16 protein-coding genes are annotated in these 16,227 nt (G+C 72.7%); 8 read left to right on the top strand and 8 right to left on the bottom strand.

Annotated features, from left to right (window positions below; all coding sequences use genetic code 11):
- Positions 1–61: 61 nt before the first annotated feature.
- Entirely contained in the window at positions 62–1,000 is a 939-nt protein-coding gene (gene galU, locus ACIBAF_RS10860; RefSeq protein WP_399462839.1) for a UTP--glucose-1-phosphate uridylyltransferase GalU, read from the bottom strand.
- A 397-nt stretch (positions 1,001–1,397) separates the two neighbouring features.
- On the opposite strand from galU, the gene ACIBAF_RS10855 reads away from it, so the two are divergent.
- Positions 1,398–3,341 (top strand): RICIN domain-containing protein, encoded by a 1,944-nt coding sequence (locus tag ACIBAF_RS10855; RefSeq protein WP_399462838.1) that lies wholly within the window; start codon positions 1,398–1,400, stop codon positions 3,339–3,341.
- A 305-nt stretch (positions 3,342–3,646) separates the two neighbouring features.
- The gene (locus ACIBAF_RS10850; protein ID WP_399462837.1) at positions 3,647–4,300 is read left to right on the top strand and encodes a DedA family protein; all 654 of its coding nucleotides are present in this window, start codon (positions 3,647–3,649) and stop codon (positions 4,298–4,300) included.
- Between the two features lie 5 nt (positions 4,301–4,305).
- Here the strand turns inward: ACIBAF_RS10850 and ACIBAF_RS10845 are convergent, their stop codons facing one another.
- Positions 4,306–4,833 (bottom strand): gamma carbonic anhydrase family protein, encoded by a 528-nt coding sequence (locus tag ACIBAF_RS10845; protein ID WP_399462836.1) that lies wholly within the window; start codon positions 4,831–4,833, stop codon positions 4,306–4,308.
- Between the two features lie 76 nt (positions 4,834–4,909).
- Here ACIBAF_RS10845 and ACIBAF_RS10840 point away from each other — a divergent pair, with 76 nt between their 5' ends.
- Complete coding sequence (locus tag ACIBAF_RS10840) at positions 4,910–5,707, top strand: acyltransferase (protein ID WP_399462835.1); 798 nt, start codon at positions 4,910–4,912, stop codon at positions 5,705–5,707.
- Between the two features lies 1 nt (position 5,708).
- Here ACIBAF_RS10840 and ACIBAF_RS10835 read toward each other — a convergent pair whose 3' ends face one another.
- The gene (locus tag ACIBAF_RS10835) at positions 5,709–6,566 is read right to left on the bottom strand and encodes an EamA family transporter (RefSeq protein WP_399462834.1); all 858 of its coding nucleotides are present in this window, start codon (positions 6,564–6,566) and stop codon (positions 5,709–5,711) included.
- A 105-nt stretch (positions 6,567–6,671) separates the two neighbouring features.
- Between ACIBAF_RS10835 and ACIBAF_RS10830 the strand changes: the two genes are divergently transcribed.
- Both ACIBAF_RS10830 and ACIBAF_RS10825 read left to right on the top strand, forming a co-directional pair.
- Entirely contained in the window at positions 6,672–7,250 is a 579-nt protein-coding gene (locus ACIBAF_RS10830) for a helix-turn-helix domain-containing protein (protein WP_399462833.1), read from the top strand.
- A 43-nt stretch (positions 7,251–7,293) separates the two neighbouring features.
- Positions 7,294–7,851 carry a YbaK/EbsC family protein gene (locus ACIBAF_RS10825; protein WP_399462832.1) on the top strand — a complete coding sequence of 186 codons (558 nt, stop codon included), beginning with the start codon at positions 7,294–7,296 and terminating at the stop codon, positions 7,849–7,851.
- Between the two features lie 2 nt (positions 7,852–7,853).
- On the opposite strand, the gene ACIBAF_RS10820 is transcribed toward ACIBAF_RS10825, so the two are convergent.
- Positions 7,854–8,939, bottom strand: coding sequence for a cation diffusion facilitator family transporter (locus ACIBAF_RS10820; protein ID WP_399462831.1), 1,086 nt, complete (start codon positions 8,937–8,939; stop codon positions 7,854–7,856).
- Positions 8,940–9,001: 62 nt separating this feature from the next.
- On the opposite strand from ACIBAF_RS10820, the gene ACIBAF_RS10815 reads away from it, so the two are divergent.
- Positions 9,002–9,361, top strand: coding sequence for a metalloregulator ArsR/SmtB family transcription factor (locus ACIBAF_RS10815; RefSeq protein WP_334583077.1), 360 nt, complete (start codon positions 9,002–9,004; stop codon positions 9,359–9,361).
- 1 nt (position 9,362) lies between these two features.
- Here ACIBAF_RS10815 and ACIBAF_RS10810 read toward each other — a convergent pair whose 3' ends face one another.
- From ACIBAF_RS10810 to ACIBAF_RS10800, 3 genes are all read right to left on the bottom strand, one after another.
- Positions 9,363–10,571: a 4-hydroxybenzoate 3-monooxygenase gene (locus ACIBAF_RS10810; protein WP_399462830.1), complete on the bottom strand. Its 1,209-nt coding sequence runs from the start codon at positions 10,569–10,571 to the stop codon at positions 9,363–9,365.
- Between the two features lie 7 nt (positions 10,572–10,578).
- Positions 10,579–12,222, bottom strand: coding sequence for an APC family permease (locus tag ACIBAF_RS10805; RefSeq protein ID WP_399462829.1), 1,644 nt, complete (start codon positions 12,220–12,222; stop codon positions 10,579–10,581).
- 143 nt (positions 12,223–12,365) lie between these two features.
- Positions 12,366–12,782, bottom strand: a complete 417-nt coding sequence (locus ACIBAF_RS10800) for a CoA-binding protein (RefSeq protein ID WP_399462828.1) — start codon at positions 12,780–12,782, stop codon at positions 12,366–12,368.
- Between the two features lie 115 nt (positions 12,783–12,897).
- On the opposite strand from ACIBAF_RS10800, the gene ACIBAF_RS10795 reads away from it, so the two are divergent.
- Both ACIBAF_RS10795 and ACIBAF_RS10790 read left to right on the top strand, forming a co-directional pair.
- Positions 12,898–13,656, top strand: coding sequence for a hypothetical protein (locus ACIBAF_RS10795; protein WP_399462827.1), 759 nt, complete (start codon positions 12,898–12,900; stop codon positions 13,654–13,656).
- Positions 13,653–14,222 (top strand): SixA phosphatase family protein, encoded by a 570-nt coding sequence (locus tag ACIBAF_RS10790; RefSeq protein ID WP_399462826.1) that lies wholly within the window; start codon positions 13,653–13,655, stop codon positions 14,220–14,222. The genes ACIBAF_RS10795 and ACIBAF_RS10790 overlap by 4 nt, the downstream gene beginning before the upstream one ends.
- On the opposite strand, the gene ACIBAF_RS10785 is transcribed toward ACIBAF_RS10790, so the two are convergent.
- Positions 14,219–16,186, bottom strand: a complete 1,968-nt coding sequence (locus ACIBAF_RS10785) for an amino acid transporter (protein WP_399462825.1) — start codon at positions 16,184–16,186, stop codon at positions 14,219–14,221. The two genes, ACIBAF_RS10790 and ACIBAF_RS10785, sit on opposite strands and share 4 nt — an antisense overlap.
- Positions 16,187–16,227 lie beyond the last annotated feature (41 nt).

Below are 16,227 nucleotides of genomic sequence, written 5' to 3'. Positions count from 1 at the left end.
CACACCGCCGCCTGGCCGTCGCGCCGTCCCGGGCCTGAATCGCTGTCAGGCCCTCAGGCCGTCAGGCCGCCAGCCGCTCCCGCTGGGTGCCGTCGTCCTCCAGACCCGCCACGAACTCCTTGAGCCAGGCCGTGAACTCCGGTCCCAGGTCGGGCCGGTCGCAGGCCAGGCGGACGACCGTGCGCAGGTAGTCGGCCTTGTCGCCGGTGTCGTAGCGGCGGCCGGAGAAGATCACGCCGTGTACCGTGCCGCCCGCCGCGAGCTCCTGCAGGGCGTCGGTGAGCTGGATCTCGCCGCCGCGGCCCGGCTCGGTGCGCTCCAGGACGTCGAAGACGGCCGGGTCGAGGACGTAGCGCCCGATGACCGCGTACCGGCTGGGCGCGTCCTGGCGCGCGGGTTTCTCCACCAGGCCGGTGACGCGCACGACTCCGTCCTCGCCGGACGGCTCCACGGCCGCGCAGCCGTAGAGGTGGACCTGCTCGGGCGGGACCTCCATCAGGGCGACCACGCTGCCGGCGTACCGCTCGCGGACCTCCAGCATGCTGCTGAGCAGGGTCTCCCGCGGGTCGATGAGGTCGTCGCCGAGGAGGACGGCGAACGGCTGGTCGCCGACGTGGTTGCGGGCGCACAGCACCGCGTGGCCGAGGCCCAGCGGGTCGCCCTGCCGGATGTGGTGGATGTCGGCGAGCCCGGCCGGGTCGCGCACCGCGTCCAGCCGCACGGTGTCGCCCTTGGCGGCGAGCGCCTGCTCCAGTTCGAAGGCATGGTCGAAGTGGTCCTCGATGGCCCGCTTGTGCCGGCCGGTGACCATCAGGACGTCGTCCAGACCGGCGGCGGCAGCCTCCTCGACGACGTACTGGATGGCCGGCTTGTCGACGACCGGCAGCATCTCCTTCGGGGTCGCCTTGGTGGCCGGCAGGAAACGGGTGCCGAGACCGGCGGCCGGGACGACTGCTTTGCGGACACGGGGTGCGGAGTGGGGGGCGCTCATGCGGATCATGCTGGCCCACCGGGATGGGAGTACACCGAGAGTCCCATCTGAGATTCCTGTGTGCCGCTCCTGTGCCGGGGCGGCCGGCCTCGCGGGGGCCGGAAGTTGGAGATTCCGTGCCTCATCCGGCTTTCCATGCACACAAGTTGAGTCCCGCAGTCCGGGTCATTTTCGAATGCGGGTGCGGATACCGCCGGTAACTTATCTGAAATTCCCGCACTTTGAACTTGGGTCACTCGAACTCCTTGTTTCCTGTGAGGCGCGTGTGCGAAGGTGAGCCTCCCCTTACGGATGGGTCGGATCCGGCCAACGCGCCTGATCAGGCCAAAGGTACGCACCAATCAGGCACCTGCTTTCCGACGACGTGTTTTCCGTGCCGTCCGTCGGCTTGGAAGGAAATGGTTCCGTGCAATCCCCGAACCCCCCACGACCGCCCTACCCGCCCCGCCCTGGCCGGCCCCCCGGCGATTCCGACCCCCAACTCGCCGCCCGGCTGGCCGACGCCGACGGACGCGCCCGCGCGGTCGCCCTGCTGATCGCCCGCCACTGGCGGGCGGCCCACGACTACGCGACCGTCTGCCTGGCCGGCACCGAGGACACGGCGCGGCTCGTGGCCGCCGCCGCGTTCCACGAGGTGCTCGGCCGGCTGACGGACGGGCGCACCGGGGGCGCTCTGCGTCCCCAACTCCTCGTCGCCGTACGGGAGACGGTCCGGGAATGGGCCGGCGCCGACGGGGTTTCCGCCGTGCTGCCGGAACTGCGGAAAACCGTCGGCGGCCGGGGGCTGCGCGCGGCACGGCCCGTGACGTCCGAAAGGCGGCAACTCGCCGAGCGCGCTTTCCGGTCGCTCCCGGCCGCCTCCCAATGCCTCTTGTGGCACACGGAGGTGGAGGCGGAACCCATATCCGTACCGGCCGGTCTGTCGGGCGTGGACGACATCATCGCGGCGGGCGTCCTGGAACAGGCGCGGGAACAATTCCGGGCGGGCTGTGTGCGTGCCCACCGTGAACTCGCGCCGACAAGCGAATGCCGTTTCTACAACCGTCTCCTGGACGTTCCCCTGCGCCGCGGCGGAACCCTGCTGCCCGATGTCCGCTCGCATCTCGCGCACTGCCGCTTCTGCCGGCACGCCGCCGAACAGCTCAGCCATTTCGACGGCGGACTGCACGTGCTGCTCGCCGAGACCGTGCTCGGCTGGGGCGCCCGCCGCTACCTCGACTCCCGCCCCGGACGCGCCACGTCCGCCGACGCGCCGGTCCGGCCCGCCGGGCTGCGTCCGCTCGCCGGCGCAGGCCGGCACCGCACCACCTCGGCGGGCCTGCTCGCCCTGCCGGGCAGACGGCCCAAGGCCGTGCTCGTGGGCGTGGGGCTGACCTCCCTCGCGCTGGTCGCGACCGTCTTCGTCGCCAAGGGCTGGACCGATGACAACGGTGTTCCCGCGACGCGCGCCACCTGGGGCGCGCCGGTCGGCGGGACCAACACCCCGGCCGCCGACGGGCAGGGCGTCCCGGGCCGCTCCGACGCCCGCCCGCCCTCCGGATCCCCCTCGGCCGCCTCCGCCTCCGACCCCCGGACCGCCGAGGCCGGTCACGGCAGACTGCGCAGCCCGGACAGCGGGCTCTGCCTCGACGCCGACGGCGGCCGGACCGAGCCCGCAACGCCGATCGTCCTGGCCGCGTGCTCGTCCGCCCCGTCCCAGCAGTGGTCGTACCAGAACGACGGACTGCTGCGCAGCGCCGCCGTCCCGACGCTCTGCCTGACCGCCGACCCCGGCCACCGCACGACCGCCCTGGCCGCGTGTCTGGTGCACTCCGGGGAGACGTTCTTCGACCTGACCGTACGCGGCGAAATCCTGCTGCGCCGGGACGGCGGCCTGGTCGTCGCCCGCGGCGCCGGCGGGTCGAGGAAGGCCGTCGTCGCCGAGCGGGACGGGTCGGCCGGACAGCGCTGGGTGTTCGACACCGCCGACGCGGCGGCCGGGGCCTCCGGCCCGCAGGCCCGCGGGACGGCGCGGCAGGCCGGTCCTGGTACAGCGCACACTCCGGGCGCCCCGGGCCTCCCGGCGCCCCCGGCCCCGCCCGGCGCCGCGCCCTTCGCCCCCGACACGGCCCCGGCTCCGGCCGAACCCGCCCCGCTCGCACCGGAGTTCGGGACGAGGGTCGCCCAGGTGGACTGCTGTGCACCGCAGGCCGACCCGGCCGGACCGGCATCGGGAACGGCCCTGGCCACCCTCCTCGACGCCGTCCCGGCCCCCGCCGAGGCGCCCCGCATAATCGGCGAGGCCGTCATGAAGGTGACCAAGCCCCTTTCCCCCCGGCCACTGAGACCGGCCGCTGAGACCGGCCGCTGAGACCGGCCGCTGAGACCGGCCGCTGAGCCCGGCCGCTGAGCCCGGCCGCTGAGCCCGGCCACTGAGACCGGCCGCTGAGGCGACGAACCGAGGACCGAAGGAGGGGCCGCCTGAGGGGAGCGGCCCCTCCTTCTCGCTTCCGACCGCCCGTGACACCGCCCGGTCACGAGGTGTGATGGTGCCGATGGCACCCCCGGATCCGTGGGGTAGTGCGCCACACCACGGGACGGACCGGGCCAGGCCGACCCGGTAGGCTTCCCGGGTACGCAAGGCTGCCGAGGGACGTCAAACGGGAGGAACGCGCGGTGCACGTGCAGGAATGGCTCGACACGGTGCCCGCGGCCGCCGTCTACGCAGTGGTCGCCCTGGTCATCGGCCTCGAAAGCCTCGGCATCCCGCTGCCGGGCGAGATCATCCTGGTCTCGGCCGCGCTGATGTCCTCCCAGCACGACGGTGTCAACCCGGTCGTCCTCGGCGCCTGCGCCACCGCCGGCGCGGTGATCGGCGACTCCATCGGCTACGCGATCGGCCGCAAGGGCGGACGCCCGCTGCTGGCCTGGCTCGGCGCGAAGTTCCCCAGGCACTTCGGCGAGGGGCACATCGCCACCGCCGAGCGGTCCTTCGAGAAGTGGGGCATGTGGGCGGTCTTCTTCGGCCGCTTCATCGCCCTGCTGCGCATCTTCGCCGGCCCGCTCGCGGGCGTCCTGCACATGCCGTACTGGAAGTTCCTGATCGCCAACGTCCTCGGCGGCATCGCCTGGGCCGGCGGCACGACGGCGGTCATCTACTACGTGGGCGTCGTCGCGGAGTCCTGGCTGAAGAAGTTCTCGTACCTGGGGCTCGTGGCAGCGGCGCTGATCGGCCTGACGTCGTTCCTCATCATCAAGCGCAAGGCGAAGCGCGCCGCCCGGGAGGCCGAGGCCGCTGCCGAGGTCGAGACGGTGGCCGCGGCCGAGTAGCGCACCTACTCGTGGATCTCGCCATGGGCTTTGGCCAGGTCCGCGTACAGCGTGCCGTTGAGGGTCACCCCCTGACGCTCCTCCTCGCTCAACTCCCGCTTCACCTTCGCCGGCACCCCCGCCACCAGTGAGCCCGGCGGCACCTCCATCCCCTGCGGCACGAGCGCCTGCGCGGCCACCAGCGAACCCGCCCCGATCACCGCCCCGTTGAGAACGGTCGCGCCCATCCCGATCAGGCAGTCGTCCCCGACCGTCGCCCCGTGCACGACCGCGTTGTGGCCGACGGACACCCGCTCGCCGATCGTCACCGGAAAGCCGGGGTCGGCGTGCAGCGTCACGTTGTCCTGGATGTTGGCGTCGCGGCGGACGGTGATCCGCTCGACGTCACCGCGCACGACCGCGCCGTACCAGACGCTCGCGCCCGCCTCCAGCGTCACGTCCCCGATCACCGAGGCCGTCGGCGCCACGAACGCCTCCGCGTCGACCTCGGGTTCCCTGCCGCCGATGCCCACGATCAGCGCCTTGTGCGTCATCACCGTCTCCTCGTGTCGGTCGTCCTCCCGCACGGTACGCCACCCGGTAGGGCGAAGATCACAGGCCTGCGCACCCATGGCCGCACCGCGCGCTGAGTACGGTGAGCGGGTGCCGAAGCGCAAGAACACGTTCTCATCATGGCGGCGTCGCCTGGGGCAGCGCGCAGTCCAGGCGGGCTGGGCCTGGGTGCAGCGCACCGGCTCCGTCACCGCCGAGCACCCCGGCCGCTTCCGCTTCGGCGCGATGGGCACGGGAACCCGGCTCGCCTTCCCGCTCGGCACGGTGTTCGGGGAGCCGTGGATCCATCTCGGCGCGCACTGCATCGTCGGCGAGCAGGTCACCCTGACCGCCGGTCTGATGCCCGACCTCGACCTCGGCCCCGACCCGATCCTGCGCCTCGGCGACGGCGTGGTCCTCGGCCGGGGCAGTCATGTCATCGCCGACACGACGGTCACCATCGGCAGCGACTGCTACTTCGGCCCGTATGTGTACGTGACGTCGACGAACCACTCCTACGACGATCCGCACGAGCCCATCGGCAAGCAGTGGCCCCGCATGGAGCCCGTGGAGATCGGCCCGGGGTGCTGGATCGGCACGGGGGCCGTGATCCTGCCGGGGGCGCGGATCGGCCGCAACGTCGTCGTCGCGGCCGGGGCGGTGGTACGCGGCACGGTACCCGACCACTCCGTCGTAGCGGGGGCGCCCGCCAAGGTCGTACGGCGCTGGACGCCCGCCGAGGGCTGGCAGCCGCCGCTGCGCACACCCGCGCCGGTGCCGATACCGGACGGGGTCACCTCGGACCAGCTGGTCGCGCTGTCGGGGCTGGACGAGGAGACCGTGGAGACACTGGCCCAGCTGGAGCCGGAGGGCTGAGTCAGCCCGCCGCCAGCAGCAGCGTGCCCACCAGGGCCAGCCCCGCGCCCGCCGCCTGGACCGCGCGCAGCCGCTCCCGCAGTAAACCGCGCGCGGCCAGCGCCGTCACCACCGGGTACAGCGAGGCGAGGACGGCGGCCACCATGACCGGACCGTGCTGGGCGGCGACGGCATAGGCGCCGTTGGCGGCGACGTCGGCCAGCCCGACGAACCCGAACGACGGCAGCGAGGTCCACGCGAGTCCGCCCGCGGGCAGCGCGGGCGCCCCGCGCCGGACGGCGACGTACAGCGCCGCACCGCCTGCGGCCACATTGGTCACGCGCTGCACGAACAGGGCGAGGAACAGGCCGGTGACGGTCGTGGACGCCTCGGTGATCAGCACGAACACCGTGCCGAAGCCGAGCGCCGCGACCAGCGTGAGCAGTACGGCCTGCCGCTGCACCGCCGCGCCGCGCAGCTGTGGACCGCCCGCGAGGACGACCCCGACGACCGCGACCGCGATGCCCGCGAGCTGGACGAGCCCCGGGCGCTCACCGAGGACCAGCCCGACGGAGACCGGCACGGCCACGCTCAGCGTGGCCAGCGGGGAGACGACCCCCATGGGGCCGAGCGCCAGCGCCTTGTAGAACGAGAGCAGGGCGACGGGGCCCACCAGGCCGGCCGCGACCGCGAACCACAGACGGGGACCGGCCTCGCTCCAGCCGCCCGTGGCGACGACGATCAACCCGAGGACGGCCGCCGCGATCGACTGCGAGACCACGACCACCGTGAGCGCCGGCGTCCTCCGGGTCAGCAGCCCGCCGCCGAAGTCGGCCAGGCCCCACAGGAGGCTGGTGGCCAGGGCGAAGAGTGCTGTCACGGGGGCCTCGCAGTACAGTTCGGTGCACGGTCGGGTGCACTACACCGTAGTACAGGGCAGTGAACTCTGTCATTTAGAATATTGGACTCCCGAAGTGGACGGAACGTGTCGGACCTCGAACTCCTGACTCAGTCCCTGGCGCGCAACGTGAAGCACTGGCGCGCGGTGCGCGGCTTCACCCTCGACACGCTCGCGGCCCGCGCCGGGGTCAGTCGCGGCATGCTGATCCAGATCGAGCAGGCCCGCACGAACCCCAGCCTCGGCACGGTCGTCAAGATCGGCGACGCGCTCGGGGTGAGCATCACCACCCTCCTCGACTACGAACAGGGCCCGAAGGTCCGCGTCGTCCCCGCCGAACAGGCGGTACGGCTGTGGCACACCGACGAGGGCAGCTTCAGCCGGCTCCTCGCGGGCACGGAGGCGCCGGGCCCGCTGGAGATGTGGGACTGGCGGCTCATGCCCGGCGAGGGCAGCGCCTCGGAGCCGCACCCGCCGGGCACCGTTGAGATCGCCCATGTCACCGCTGGGGAACTCACCCTCACCGTCGACGGCGTGGAGTACCGCGTCCCGGCCGGCGCGAGCGTCACGTTCGAGGCCAACGCCCCGCACCGGTACGGCAACCAGGGCGACATCCCGACGGAGATGGTGCTGACCGTGTCGGTGCCGCCGCCGCCCGTGAGCTGAGACCCCCCTCCGGCGGGCGCGAACGGGCTGTTAGCGTGCGATCATGCGCGCACCCATCGGACACTTCGACACCGCCGTCCCCGCCCCCGACTGCCTCGACGAGCTGACCGGCCCGGTCGCCGACGCCGTACGCCACTGGAGCGGCAGCGTGCCCGCCGACCGGATCGTCTACGTCGACACCGACCCGCAGTGGGCCGACACGGCCGTGTTCGTGGAGCACTACGGGCCCGAACTGCTGGAGCAGTCCGCGAACTGCGTGGTGGTGGCCGGCAAGCGCGGCGGCGAGACGACCCTCGCCGCGTGCCTCGTGCTGTCCGCCACCCGGGTCGACGTCAACGGCGTCGTCCGCCGCCAACTGGGCGCCCGCAAGGCCTCGTTCGCCGCGATGGACACGGCAGTCGGGGAGACCGGCATGGAGTACGGCGGGATCACCCCGATCGGACTCCCCGCCGCCTGGCCGGTGTTGGTGGACTCCGCCGTGGTCGACCTGCCGTACGTCCTGGTGGGCAGCGGGCGCCGTCGCGGCAAGCTGCTGGTGCCGGGCAAGGCGCTCGCCGAACTGCCGGGCGCGGTGGTGCTGGAGGGGCTCGGGGTGGCCTGAGCTCAGGCCACGCCGTGATGGGCGAGGGCCAGATGCGGGTCGTCCTCGCCGGGGGCCGGCGTCGGGTCCGCGTGGACCAGCGCGGCCGTCAGGCGGGGGACGGCATGCAGCAAAGCGTGTTCCGCGGCCACGGCGATGCCGTGCGCCTGACGTACCGTCACCTCTCCGTCCACGACGACCGCCACCTCGGCGCGCAGCCGGTGCCCGATCCAGCGCAGCCGCAACTCGCCCACTCCGCGCACGCCCTCGACCTCCCGCAGCGCCCGATCCGCCCGGTCTACCAGGGCGGGGTCCACGGCGTCCATGACGCGCCGGAACACCTCCCGCGCCGCGTCCCGCAGCACCAGCGCGATCGCCGCCGTGATCGCCAACCCCACGACCGGGTCCGCGAGTTGCCACCCCAGGGCCGAGCCGCCCGCGCCCAGCAGCACCGCCAGTGAGGTGAAACCGTCCGTGCGCGCGTGCAGTCCGTCCGCCACCAGCGCGGCCGAGCCGATGGCGCGGCCGACCCGGATGCGGTACCGCGCCACCCACTCGTTGCCCGCGAAGCCGACCAGCGCGGCCACGGCGACCGCGCCGACGTGATCGACCGGGCGCGGGTTGAGCAGCCGCTCGACGGCCGTCCAGCCGGCGAAGGCCGCCGACGCGGCGATCGTCAGCACGATCGCGATGCCGGCCAGGTCCTCCGCCCGCCCGTAGCCGTAGGTGAAGCGGCGCGTGGCCGCCCGCCGGCCCAGCACGAAGGCGATTCCCAGGGGCACGGCCGTCAGCGCGTCCGCCGCGTTGTGCACCGTGTCGCCGAGCAGCGCCACCGACCCGGACAGCACCACCACGACCGCCTGCGCGACGGCCGTCACGCCCAGCACCGTCAGCGAGAGCCAGAGCGCGCGCATGCCCCGGGCCGAGGACTCCAGGGCCGGGTCCAGCTTGTCGGCGGTCTCGTGCGAGTGCGGGGTGAGGAGGTGGGTCACGCGGTGGCGGAGACCTGGGGAGGGGGCGTGGTGCGGATGCTCATGGGCGTGCTCATGGTGGCGCCCGTCCCCGTGCCCGTGCTGGTGCCCGTGTTCGTGGTCGTGCCGCTCGCTCACGTCGATCCCCTTCCGGTGCGCCGAGGTGGACGCGCATGCGTCCGTACCGCCATTATGTGCGTATGAGCGCACGCATGCACCTGTCACCTGCGCACCATGCGCATCCGCGCACCCCCGGCGAGGAGCAGTTCGCCCTCGCCGCCGAGCTTCTCGCCCTGCTCGGCGACCGCACCCGGCTCGCGCTGCTGCACGCGCTCGGCTCGGGCGAGGCCGATGTGACGACCCTGACCGAACGCTGCGGAGCGGCCCGGCCGGCGGTCAGCCAGCACCTGGCGAGGCTGCGGCTGGCCGGGCTCGTGCACACGCGGAAGGAGGGCCGCCGGGTGATCTACTCGCTCTCCGACGGCCATCTGCGCCGCCTGGTGGACGAGGCGCTGAACGTGGCGGACCACCGGCTCGGGGACGAACCGCCGCACGACTGACTCAGTAGTGTTCCGCGGTCCCGAGGTACTGCTCCGCGAAGGCCGCGGCGGCGGTGGGAGACGTGAACAGCCGGCGCAGCCGGGCGAACGTCGTGCCCGCGCGGAACGGGTCGCCGGCCGCGGTCCCGTGGTAGACCTCCGACAGCCACTGCGAGAACTCCTGGTAGTCCCACACCCGGCGCAGACACGCCTCCGAGTAGCCGTCCAGGCCGTCCCCGTCGCCGCCGTCCAGGTAGGCGACCAGCGACTCGCCCAGCAGGAACGCGTCGTGCAGGGCGAGGTTCAGGCCCTTCGCGGCGATGGGCGCCACGAGGTGGGCCGAGTCCCCGGCCAGGAAGAGCCGCCCGTACGTCATCGGCTCGACCACGTAGTCGTGCATGTCCAGCACACGCTTCTCGATCAGCGGCCCCTCGGTGAGCGGCGGACCGCCGGACGCGCCGAGGCGCTGGTGCAGCTCGGACCAGATCCGGTCGTCGGACCAGTTCGCCGGGTCGTCGCCGGGCGGGCACTGCAGGTAGTAGCGGGTCATCTCGGGGCTGCGGGCCATGTGCCCGGCGAACCCGTTCGGATGGACGCCGAACAGCACGCAGTCGGAGGACGGCGGCGCCTCCGCGAGCAGCGCCAGCCAGCCGATGCCGTAGTCGTGCCGCGCGACCCGCGCCCGCTCCGGCGTCAGCGCGGCCCGGCCGACTCCGCGCGCCCCGTCCGCGCCGACCACGAAGTCGCAGGTCAGCACCTGCCGTTCACCCGTGTCCTGGCTGACGTACGACACCGACGGCCGGGCCGTGTCGAGGTCGTGCAGAGCGACGTCGCGCACCGAGAAGCGGGCATCGCCGCCGCGTACGTCGACGTACTCGTGGACGAGGTCCGTCACGAGCAACGGCTGCGGGTACACCCAGTGGTGATGGCCCGTCAGTTCGGTGTAGGAGAAGCGGTACCGCTCGCCCCCGAAGCGGAACTCGCACGCGGAGTGCCGCTGGGCCCGCTCCACCAGGCGGTCCGCCAAACCTCGTTGCTGAAGTCCGCGCACCGCCCACTCCTCGATGACGCCGGCACGCGGCCGCCGCTCGATGAACTCACGGCTCTCCGTCTCCAGGACGACACAGTCGACGGACGCGGCCCGCAGGATGTTGCCGACGGTGAGACCCGCGGGGCCCGCGCCCACGACGACGACCGGAGTGTGGTGCGGGGAAGGGGAGTCGGTGGTCACCCGCACATTATGGGTGGGCCGGGGCGCCCGCGACCGTGACCTCCTCGATGCTGCGCTCGATCTCCTCGGGGCGGGACGCGGACGCCTTCGCCCAGTAGTAGACCGCCAGCGAGAAAGCGGTCACCACCAGCATGTCCCACCACAGACCCAGGTGCCCCTGGCCGCCGAAACCGCCCTGCCAGGAGATCAGGCCGAGGCCCAGCAGATAGGCGGGAAGCCACTGCGCGGCCTTCCAGTCCAGTCGGGGCGCGTCGGGCAGCCCGGCGCGGACGGCGTACCAGGCGTAGCCGCCGAGCAGCACGTAGCCGATGACGATGGCCACGCCGAGCCGCCACAGAGTGTCCCAGCCGGCCCAGTAGATGATGAGGTTGGCCACCGCGAACGATCCCGGGGAGACCCACCTGCCGCCGGGCAGCCGGTACGGACGCTCGTGATGCGGCAGCCGGTCGGCGAACACCCCGTAGGCCAGCGGCGCGCCCGCGTACATCAGCACGCTCGCCGAGGTGATGAAGCCGACCAGCTCCTGCCAGCTGGGGAACGGCAGGAAACAGACGACCCCCGTCACGAACGACATGATCAGCCCGAACCAGGGCACGCCCCGCCTGTCGGTGTGCGCGAACACCTTCGGCGCGTAGCCGTTGCGGGCCAGGCCGAAGGAGATCCGGGAGGTCGCGGTGGTGTAGATGAGGCCGGTGCCGCCGGGGGAGATCACCGCGTCGAGGTACAGCACCGCGCTCAGCCAGCCCAGTCCCACCAGGGTCGCCAGGCCCGCCCAGGGGCCGCTGATGCCCGCGTAGTTCAGCTTGGCCCAGCCGTCGGCGAAGGCGCTGTGCGGGAGTGCGGCGATGAAGACGACCTGGAGCAGCACATAGACGACGGCGCCGATGGCGACCGAGCCGAGGGTCGCCCTGGGCAGGTCCCGCTTCGGGTCCCGGCTCTCCCCGGCGAGCTGGATCGCCTGCTCGAAGCCCAGCAGGGCGAAGATGATGCCGGACGAACTGATGGCGCTCAGCACGCCCTTGGCGCCGAACGGCGCGAAGCCCTCCGAAGTGAAGTTGCCCGGATGGAAATGGCCGGCCGCGATGACGAATATCGCGACCAACGGCACCGCGATCTTCCACCAGGTGGCGGCGCTGTTGGTGTGCGCGAGCGCCCGGACGCCGAAGAAGTTCACGGCGACGAACACGGCCATGAGGAATACGGCGACCAGGAACCCGTCGGTGGTGAGGGTGCCGTCGGAATGCTGGAAACCCCGCGCCCAGCTCCAGTGTCCGGCGTATCCGATCATCGCCTCGACCTCGATCGGCGCCACGGTCGCCGCCTGCAGCCAGGAGAACCAGCCGAAGGACATCCCGGCCAGGCCGCCGAAAGCGTAGTGCGGATAGCGCGCCGTGCCGCCCGCGACCGGGAACATCCCGCCGAGCTCGGCGTGGACCAGAGCGAGGAGCACGATCGCCACGGCCCCGATCACCCACGACACGACCGCTGCGGGGCCGGCCACCACGACCGCCTTCTGGGCGCCGTACAGCCAGCCGGAGCCGATGATGGATCCGACCGACGCCCACATCAGCCCGATCAGTCCGACGTCCCGGCGCAGTCCGCCCGCGCCTGGGTTCTCCTTGGCCTTGGGAATGGGATCGACGCTTACCATGTTTTTATCGGCCTCTCATAAATGACTTACCTGGAAGGTGAGTTCGCCATTTATCGGAGGCTCAGAATAGGAATCGACCACCACCGCACTGAAGACCGCGGGCGCATTTTTGACCTGTGTGCGGGTCTTTCCTGGGCAACCTTTCAGGAATTGCGGCCCAGTCGGGGAATCTCGATCGCCGGGCAACGGTCCATGACCATGTCCAGTCCGGCGGCGCGCGTACGGTCGTAGGCCTCTTCGTCGACCACGTCCAGCTGGAACCACACCGCCTTCGCGCCCTTGGCGACCGCCTCGTCGGCGACCGCGCCCGCGAGCTCGCTGTTGACGAAGACATCGACGACGTCCACCTCGAAGGGGATGTCCGCCAGGGAGGCGTACCCCTGCTCCCCGTGCACCGTCTCCGCCTTCGGGTGGACGGGGACGACCCGCTTGCCGAACCGCTGGAGCACCTCGGCGACCCCGTAGGCCGCGCGCCGGCGGTTCGACGACAGGCCCACCACGGCCCAGGTGTCGCCGAGTCCGGTGAGGATCTTGCGGACCGTTTCCTCGTCGCCGTACACCGGCGGCCTCCTTCGCGTCGGACAGAAGCTGTCCTCCACTGCAACAGACCACGAGGGACCCTGATTCCGGGCGGCCTGCCTGCGAACCGTCCGCCGCCCGCCTACGCTCGGCCTCGTGCTGCGCATCATCGACGCCCGAAACGGCGAGTCCGTCGTCGCCGCCCCCGTCCGGCGGGGCCTGACCCGTGTCGAGGCCCATGCCTCGGGGTACGGCTCCGGGGCGCTCCGCGTCCTGCTCGTCGCCGATCTGCTCGTCCGCGCGCTGGAACTCGGGGGCACACCCGTCTTCGCCCTGCTCACCGGAGAACGCGAACAGGCGGAACTCCGGGCGGGCGCCACCGCCCTCGGCATGCACCCCTTCGAGGACGGCCGTGACCTCGGCGCGGGAGTGGGCGAGGCCCAGATCCTGCACGTCGTGGGGGCCGACGGCCCGTCCCCCGACGGAGTACGGGTCGCCGTCGCGCCCGCCGAGTGGGCGGCCGGGCCCGAGGAGCCTGGGACGGACGGCGTGCCCGCCCCCGACCCTGCCCCCGACCCGGCCGTGCTGCGCCTCGCCCTCCTCTCCACGCCCCGCACCGAGCCCGTCCTGCTCGACGCGGCCGTGCTGGGCGAAGCCCACGACACCCTCGTACGCTGGAGAAGAGCCGTCGCCGACTGGGCGCGGCGGCCCTCGCGGCCGGTTCCCGAGGACGTGCGCGGGCGGCTGCGTACCGCCTGGGAGGACGATCTGGACATGCCGGAGGTGCTGCGGGTCCTGCGGTGGGTGGCCGACGCCGGCCCCGAGCTGCCGGACGGGGCCCGCTTCGAGACCTACGCCTACGCCGACCGTCTCCTCGGCCTCGAACTCACCCGCGACCTGGGAGCCCCGGCGTGACCGGGCCCGCCGGCGGGGGGCCGCGTCGGCTGGTGGTGCTGCGGCACGCCAAGTCCGCCTGGCCGGACGGCGTCCCCGACCACGAGCGGCCGCTGGCCCCGCGCGGCCGCCGGGACGCGCCGGCCGCGGGCCGCGCGCTCGCCGAGGCCGACTGCCTCCCCGACCTCGTCCTGTGCTCCACCGCCGTCCGCGCCCGCGGCACCTGGGAACTGGCCGCCGCCCAGTGGCCCGGCCCGACGCCCCCGGTGCGCTTCGACGCGCGGCTCTACGCGGCCGACGTACCCGAGCTGCTGGACGTCGTCCACGAGACGCCCGCCGAGGTGGGGACGCTTCTGCTGGTCGGGCACAACCCGGGTCTGGAGGAGTTGGTCCTCGACCTGGCCGGGGACGGCCTCGACGACGCCCTGGACGAGGTGCGGCTGAAGTTCCCGACGTCGGCCGTCGCCGTCCTCGCCTGGCACGGACCCGACTGGCGTGCCCTGACCTCCGGCACGGCCCTGCTGACCTCGATGACCGTCCCGAGGGGCGGAAAGCCGCACGGCGGTGAGAGCCGGGACAGCCCTTAGCCGACGTGCACGCGTGGGCGCCGGGCAGGATCGGGCTCCGCGCGGCGCAGTACCTCGCGGGTGACCGGGGCGACCTCGCCGTCGCCGAACACGAGGAAGCGGATCAGATGGCTCACCGGGTTGCCCTCGGTCCAGTTGAAGTAGGCGTGCGGGACCTGACCGGTGCGGTCGCGCAGCGCCAGCAGGACGGCGGCGATGCTGTTGGGGACGGTCGGACCCGAGACGCGCAGCCGGCGCACCCCGTGCTTCTCGTCGCCGTGCACGGTGACGTCCGCCGTGAAGTCGGAGGAGTCCCGCACGAACACCTCCAGGAACAGCACCGGGCCGCCGCCGGGGATCGGGGTGTGCTCGCGCTGCTCCCACTCCTTGGCGCGGTACGCGCGCGTGGTGTGCTCCCGCGGCTCGTTCGCGATGAGCTGCACGGGCCCGCGGCGCGCGGCCCCGTCGACGAACCGGGTCGCCGTCTCGTCGAACGTCACCTCCGCGGCGCGCAGCTCGAAGGCCCGGCGCACCCGTGAACCGAACGACGTGACCAGGATGGCGAAGATGAAGATCGCCGCGATCCTGATGCCGTCCGGCCGCTCGATGACGTTCGCGACGAGCGTGTAGGCGAAGACGGCCGTGATCGCCCCGAAGCCCAGCGTGGCAAGCCGATGCCCGTGCCGGTGCACGGCCACGGTGGACGCGAACGCCGCCGACAGCATCAGCACCAGCACGCCCGTCGCGTAGGCGCCGCTCTGGTCGTCGACGTTCGCGTTGAACCACAGGGTGATGAAGACGGCCGCCGCCATGAACACCAGCACCAGCGGCCGCACCGCGCGCGTCCACTCGGGCGCCATGCCGTAGCGGGGCAGATACCGCGGGACGAGGTTCAGCAGACCGGCGAGCGCGGAGGCGCCCGCGAACCACAGGATCGCGATCGTGGAGACGTCGTAGACCGTGCCGAAGGCCTCGCCCAGGTGCTCGTGCGCGAGATAGGCCAGCGCCCGCCCGTTCGCCGGGCCCCCGCTCTTGAAGTCCTCCTGCGGGATGAGGATCGTCGTCGCCAGGCTGGACAGCAGCAGAAAGCAGCTCATGATCAGCGCGGCCGTGGTGAGCAGCTTGCGGGTGTCCCGCACCCGACCCCGCGGATCCTCGAACGTGTCCGTCGGATCCCCCTTGACCTGCGGCATCACCGCCACGCCCGTCTCGAAGCCGGACATGCCGAGCGCCAGCTTCGGGAAGACCACCAGCGCCACCCCGACCATGATCCACGGCGAGGAGTGCTCGGCGGTCATCGCGTCCGTCCAGTCGCCGATCCGCACGGGATGGCTGAGGATCTCGTGGGCGGAGACGGCGAGCACGACGAGGTTGAGCGCGAGGTACGTCGCCACCAGCGCCACCGCGATGCCGATGGCCTCGCGGAAGCCCTTGAGGAACACCGCGCCTAGCGCGCCGACCAGCACCAGCGTGATCCACTCGTTGCCGTCGGCCATCCAGTGCGGGGCGAACGGGTTCTCCACGACGTGCGCGGCGGCGTCCGCGGCCGACAGGGTGATCGTGATCATGAAGTCGGTGGCCGCGAACCCCAGCAGCACCAGCACGAAGATCTTCCCCGACCACCACGGCAGCAGCCGCTCCAGCATCGCGATCGAGCCCTCGCCGTGCGGGCTCTCGTGCGCCACCCGGCGGTACACCGGCAGCGCGCCGAGCAGCGTCAGCGCGATCAGCACGAGCGTCGCGAGCGGGGACAGCAGACCGGCCGCGAGGGCGGCGATGCCCGGCTGGTAGCCGAGCGTGGAGAAGTAGTCGACGCCGGTCAGGCACATCACGCGCCACCACCGGTGGCCCTCCTGCTCCGCACGCGGGGTGGCGTGCGGGCCCGGATGGCGGGCGGTCTGCTCGCTCAGCCCTTCCAGGAGCCAGGCACGCCACCGGGAGTGCGGCGAGCCCGCGCCGGTCTCCTGCACCCCGGTGCCGGTCATGCTGGGCGCTCCCTGCCGTCGGTCGGGGCCGTGATGCGTCG

The sequence above is a fragment of the Streptomyces sp. NPDC051677 genome, assembly GCF_044453465.1.
Taxonomy (GTDB): domain Bacteria; phylum Actinomycetota; class Actinomycetes; order Streptomycetales; family Streptomycetaceae; genus Streptomyces.
Note: the sequence above shows the minus strand (reverse complement) of the source record. Positions and strands in the feature narration are given on the sequence as shown.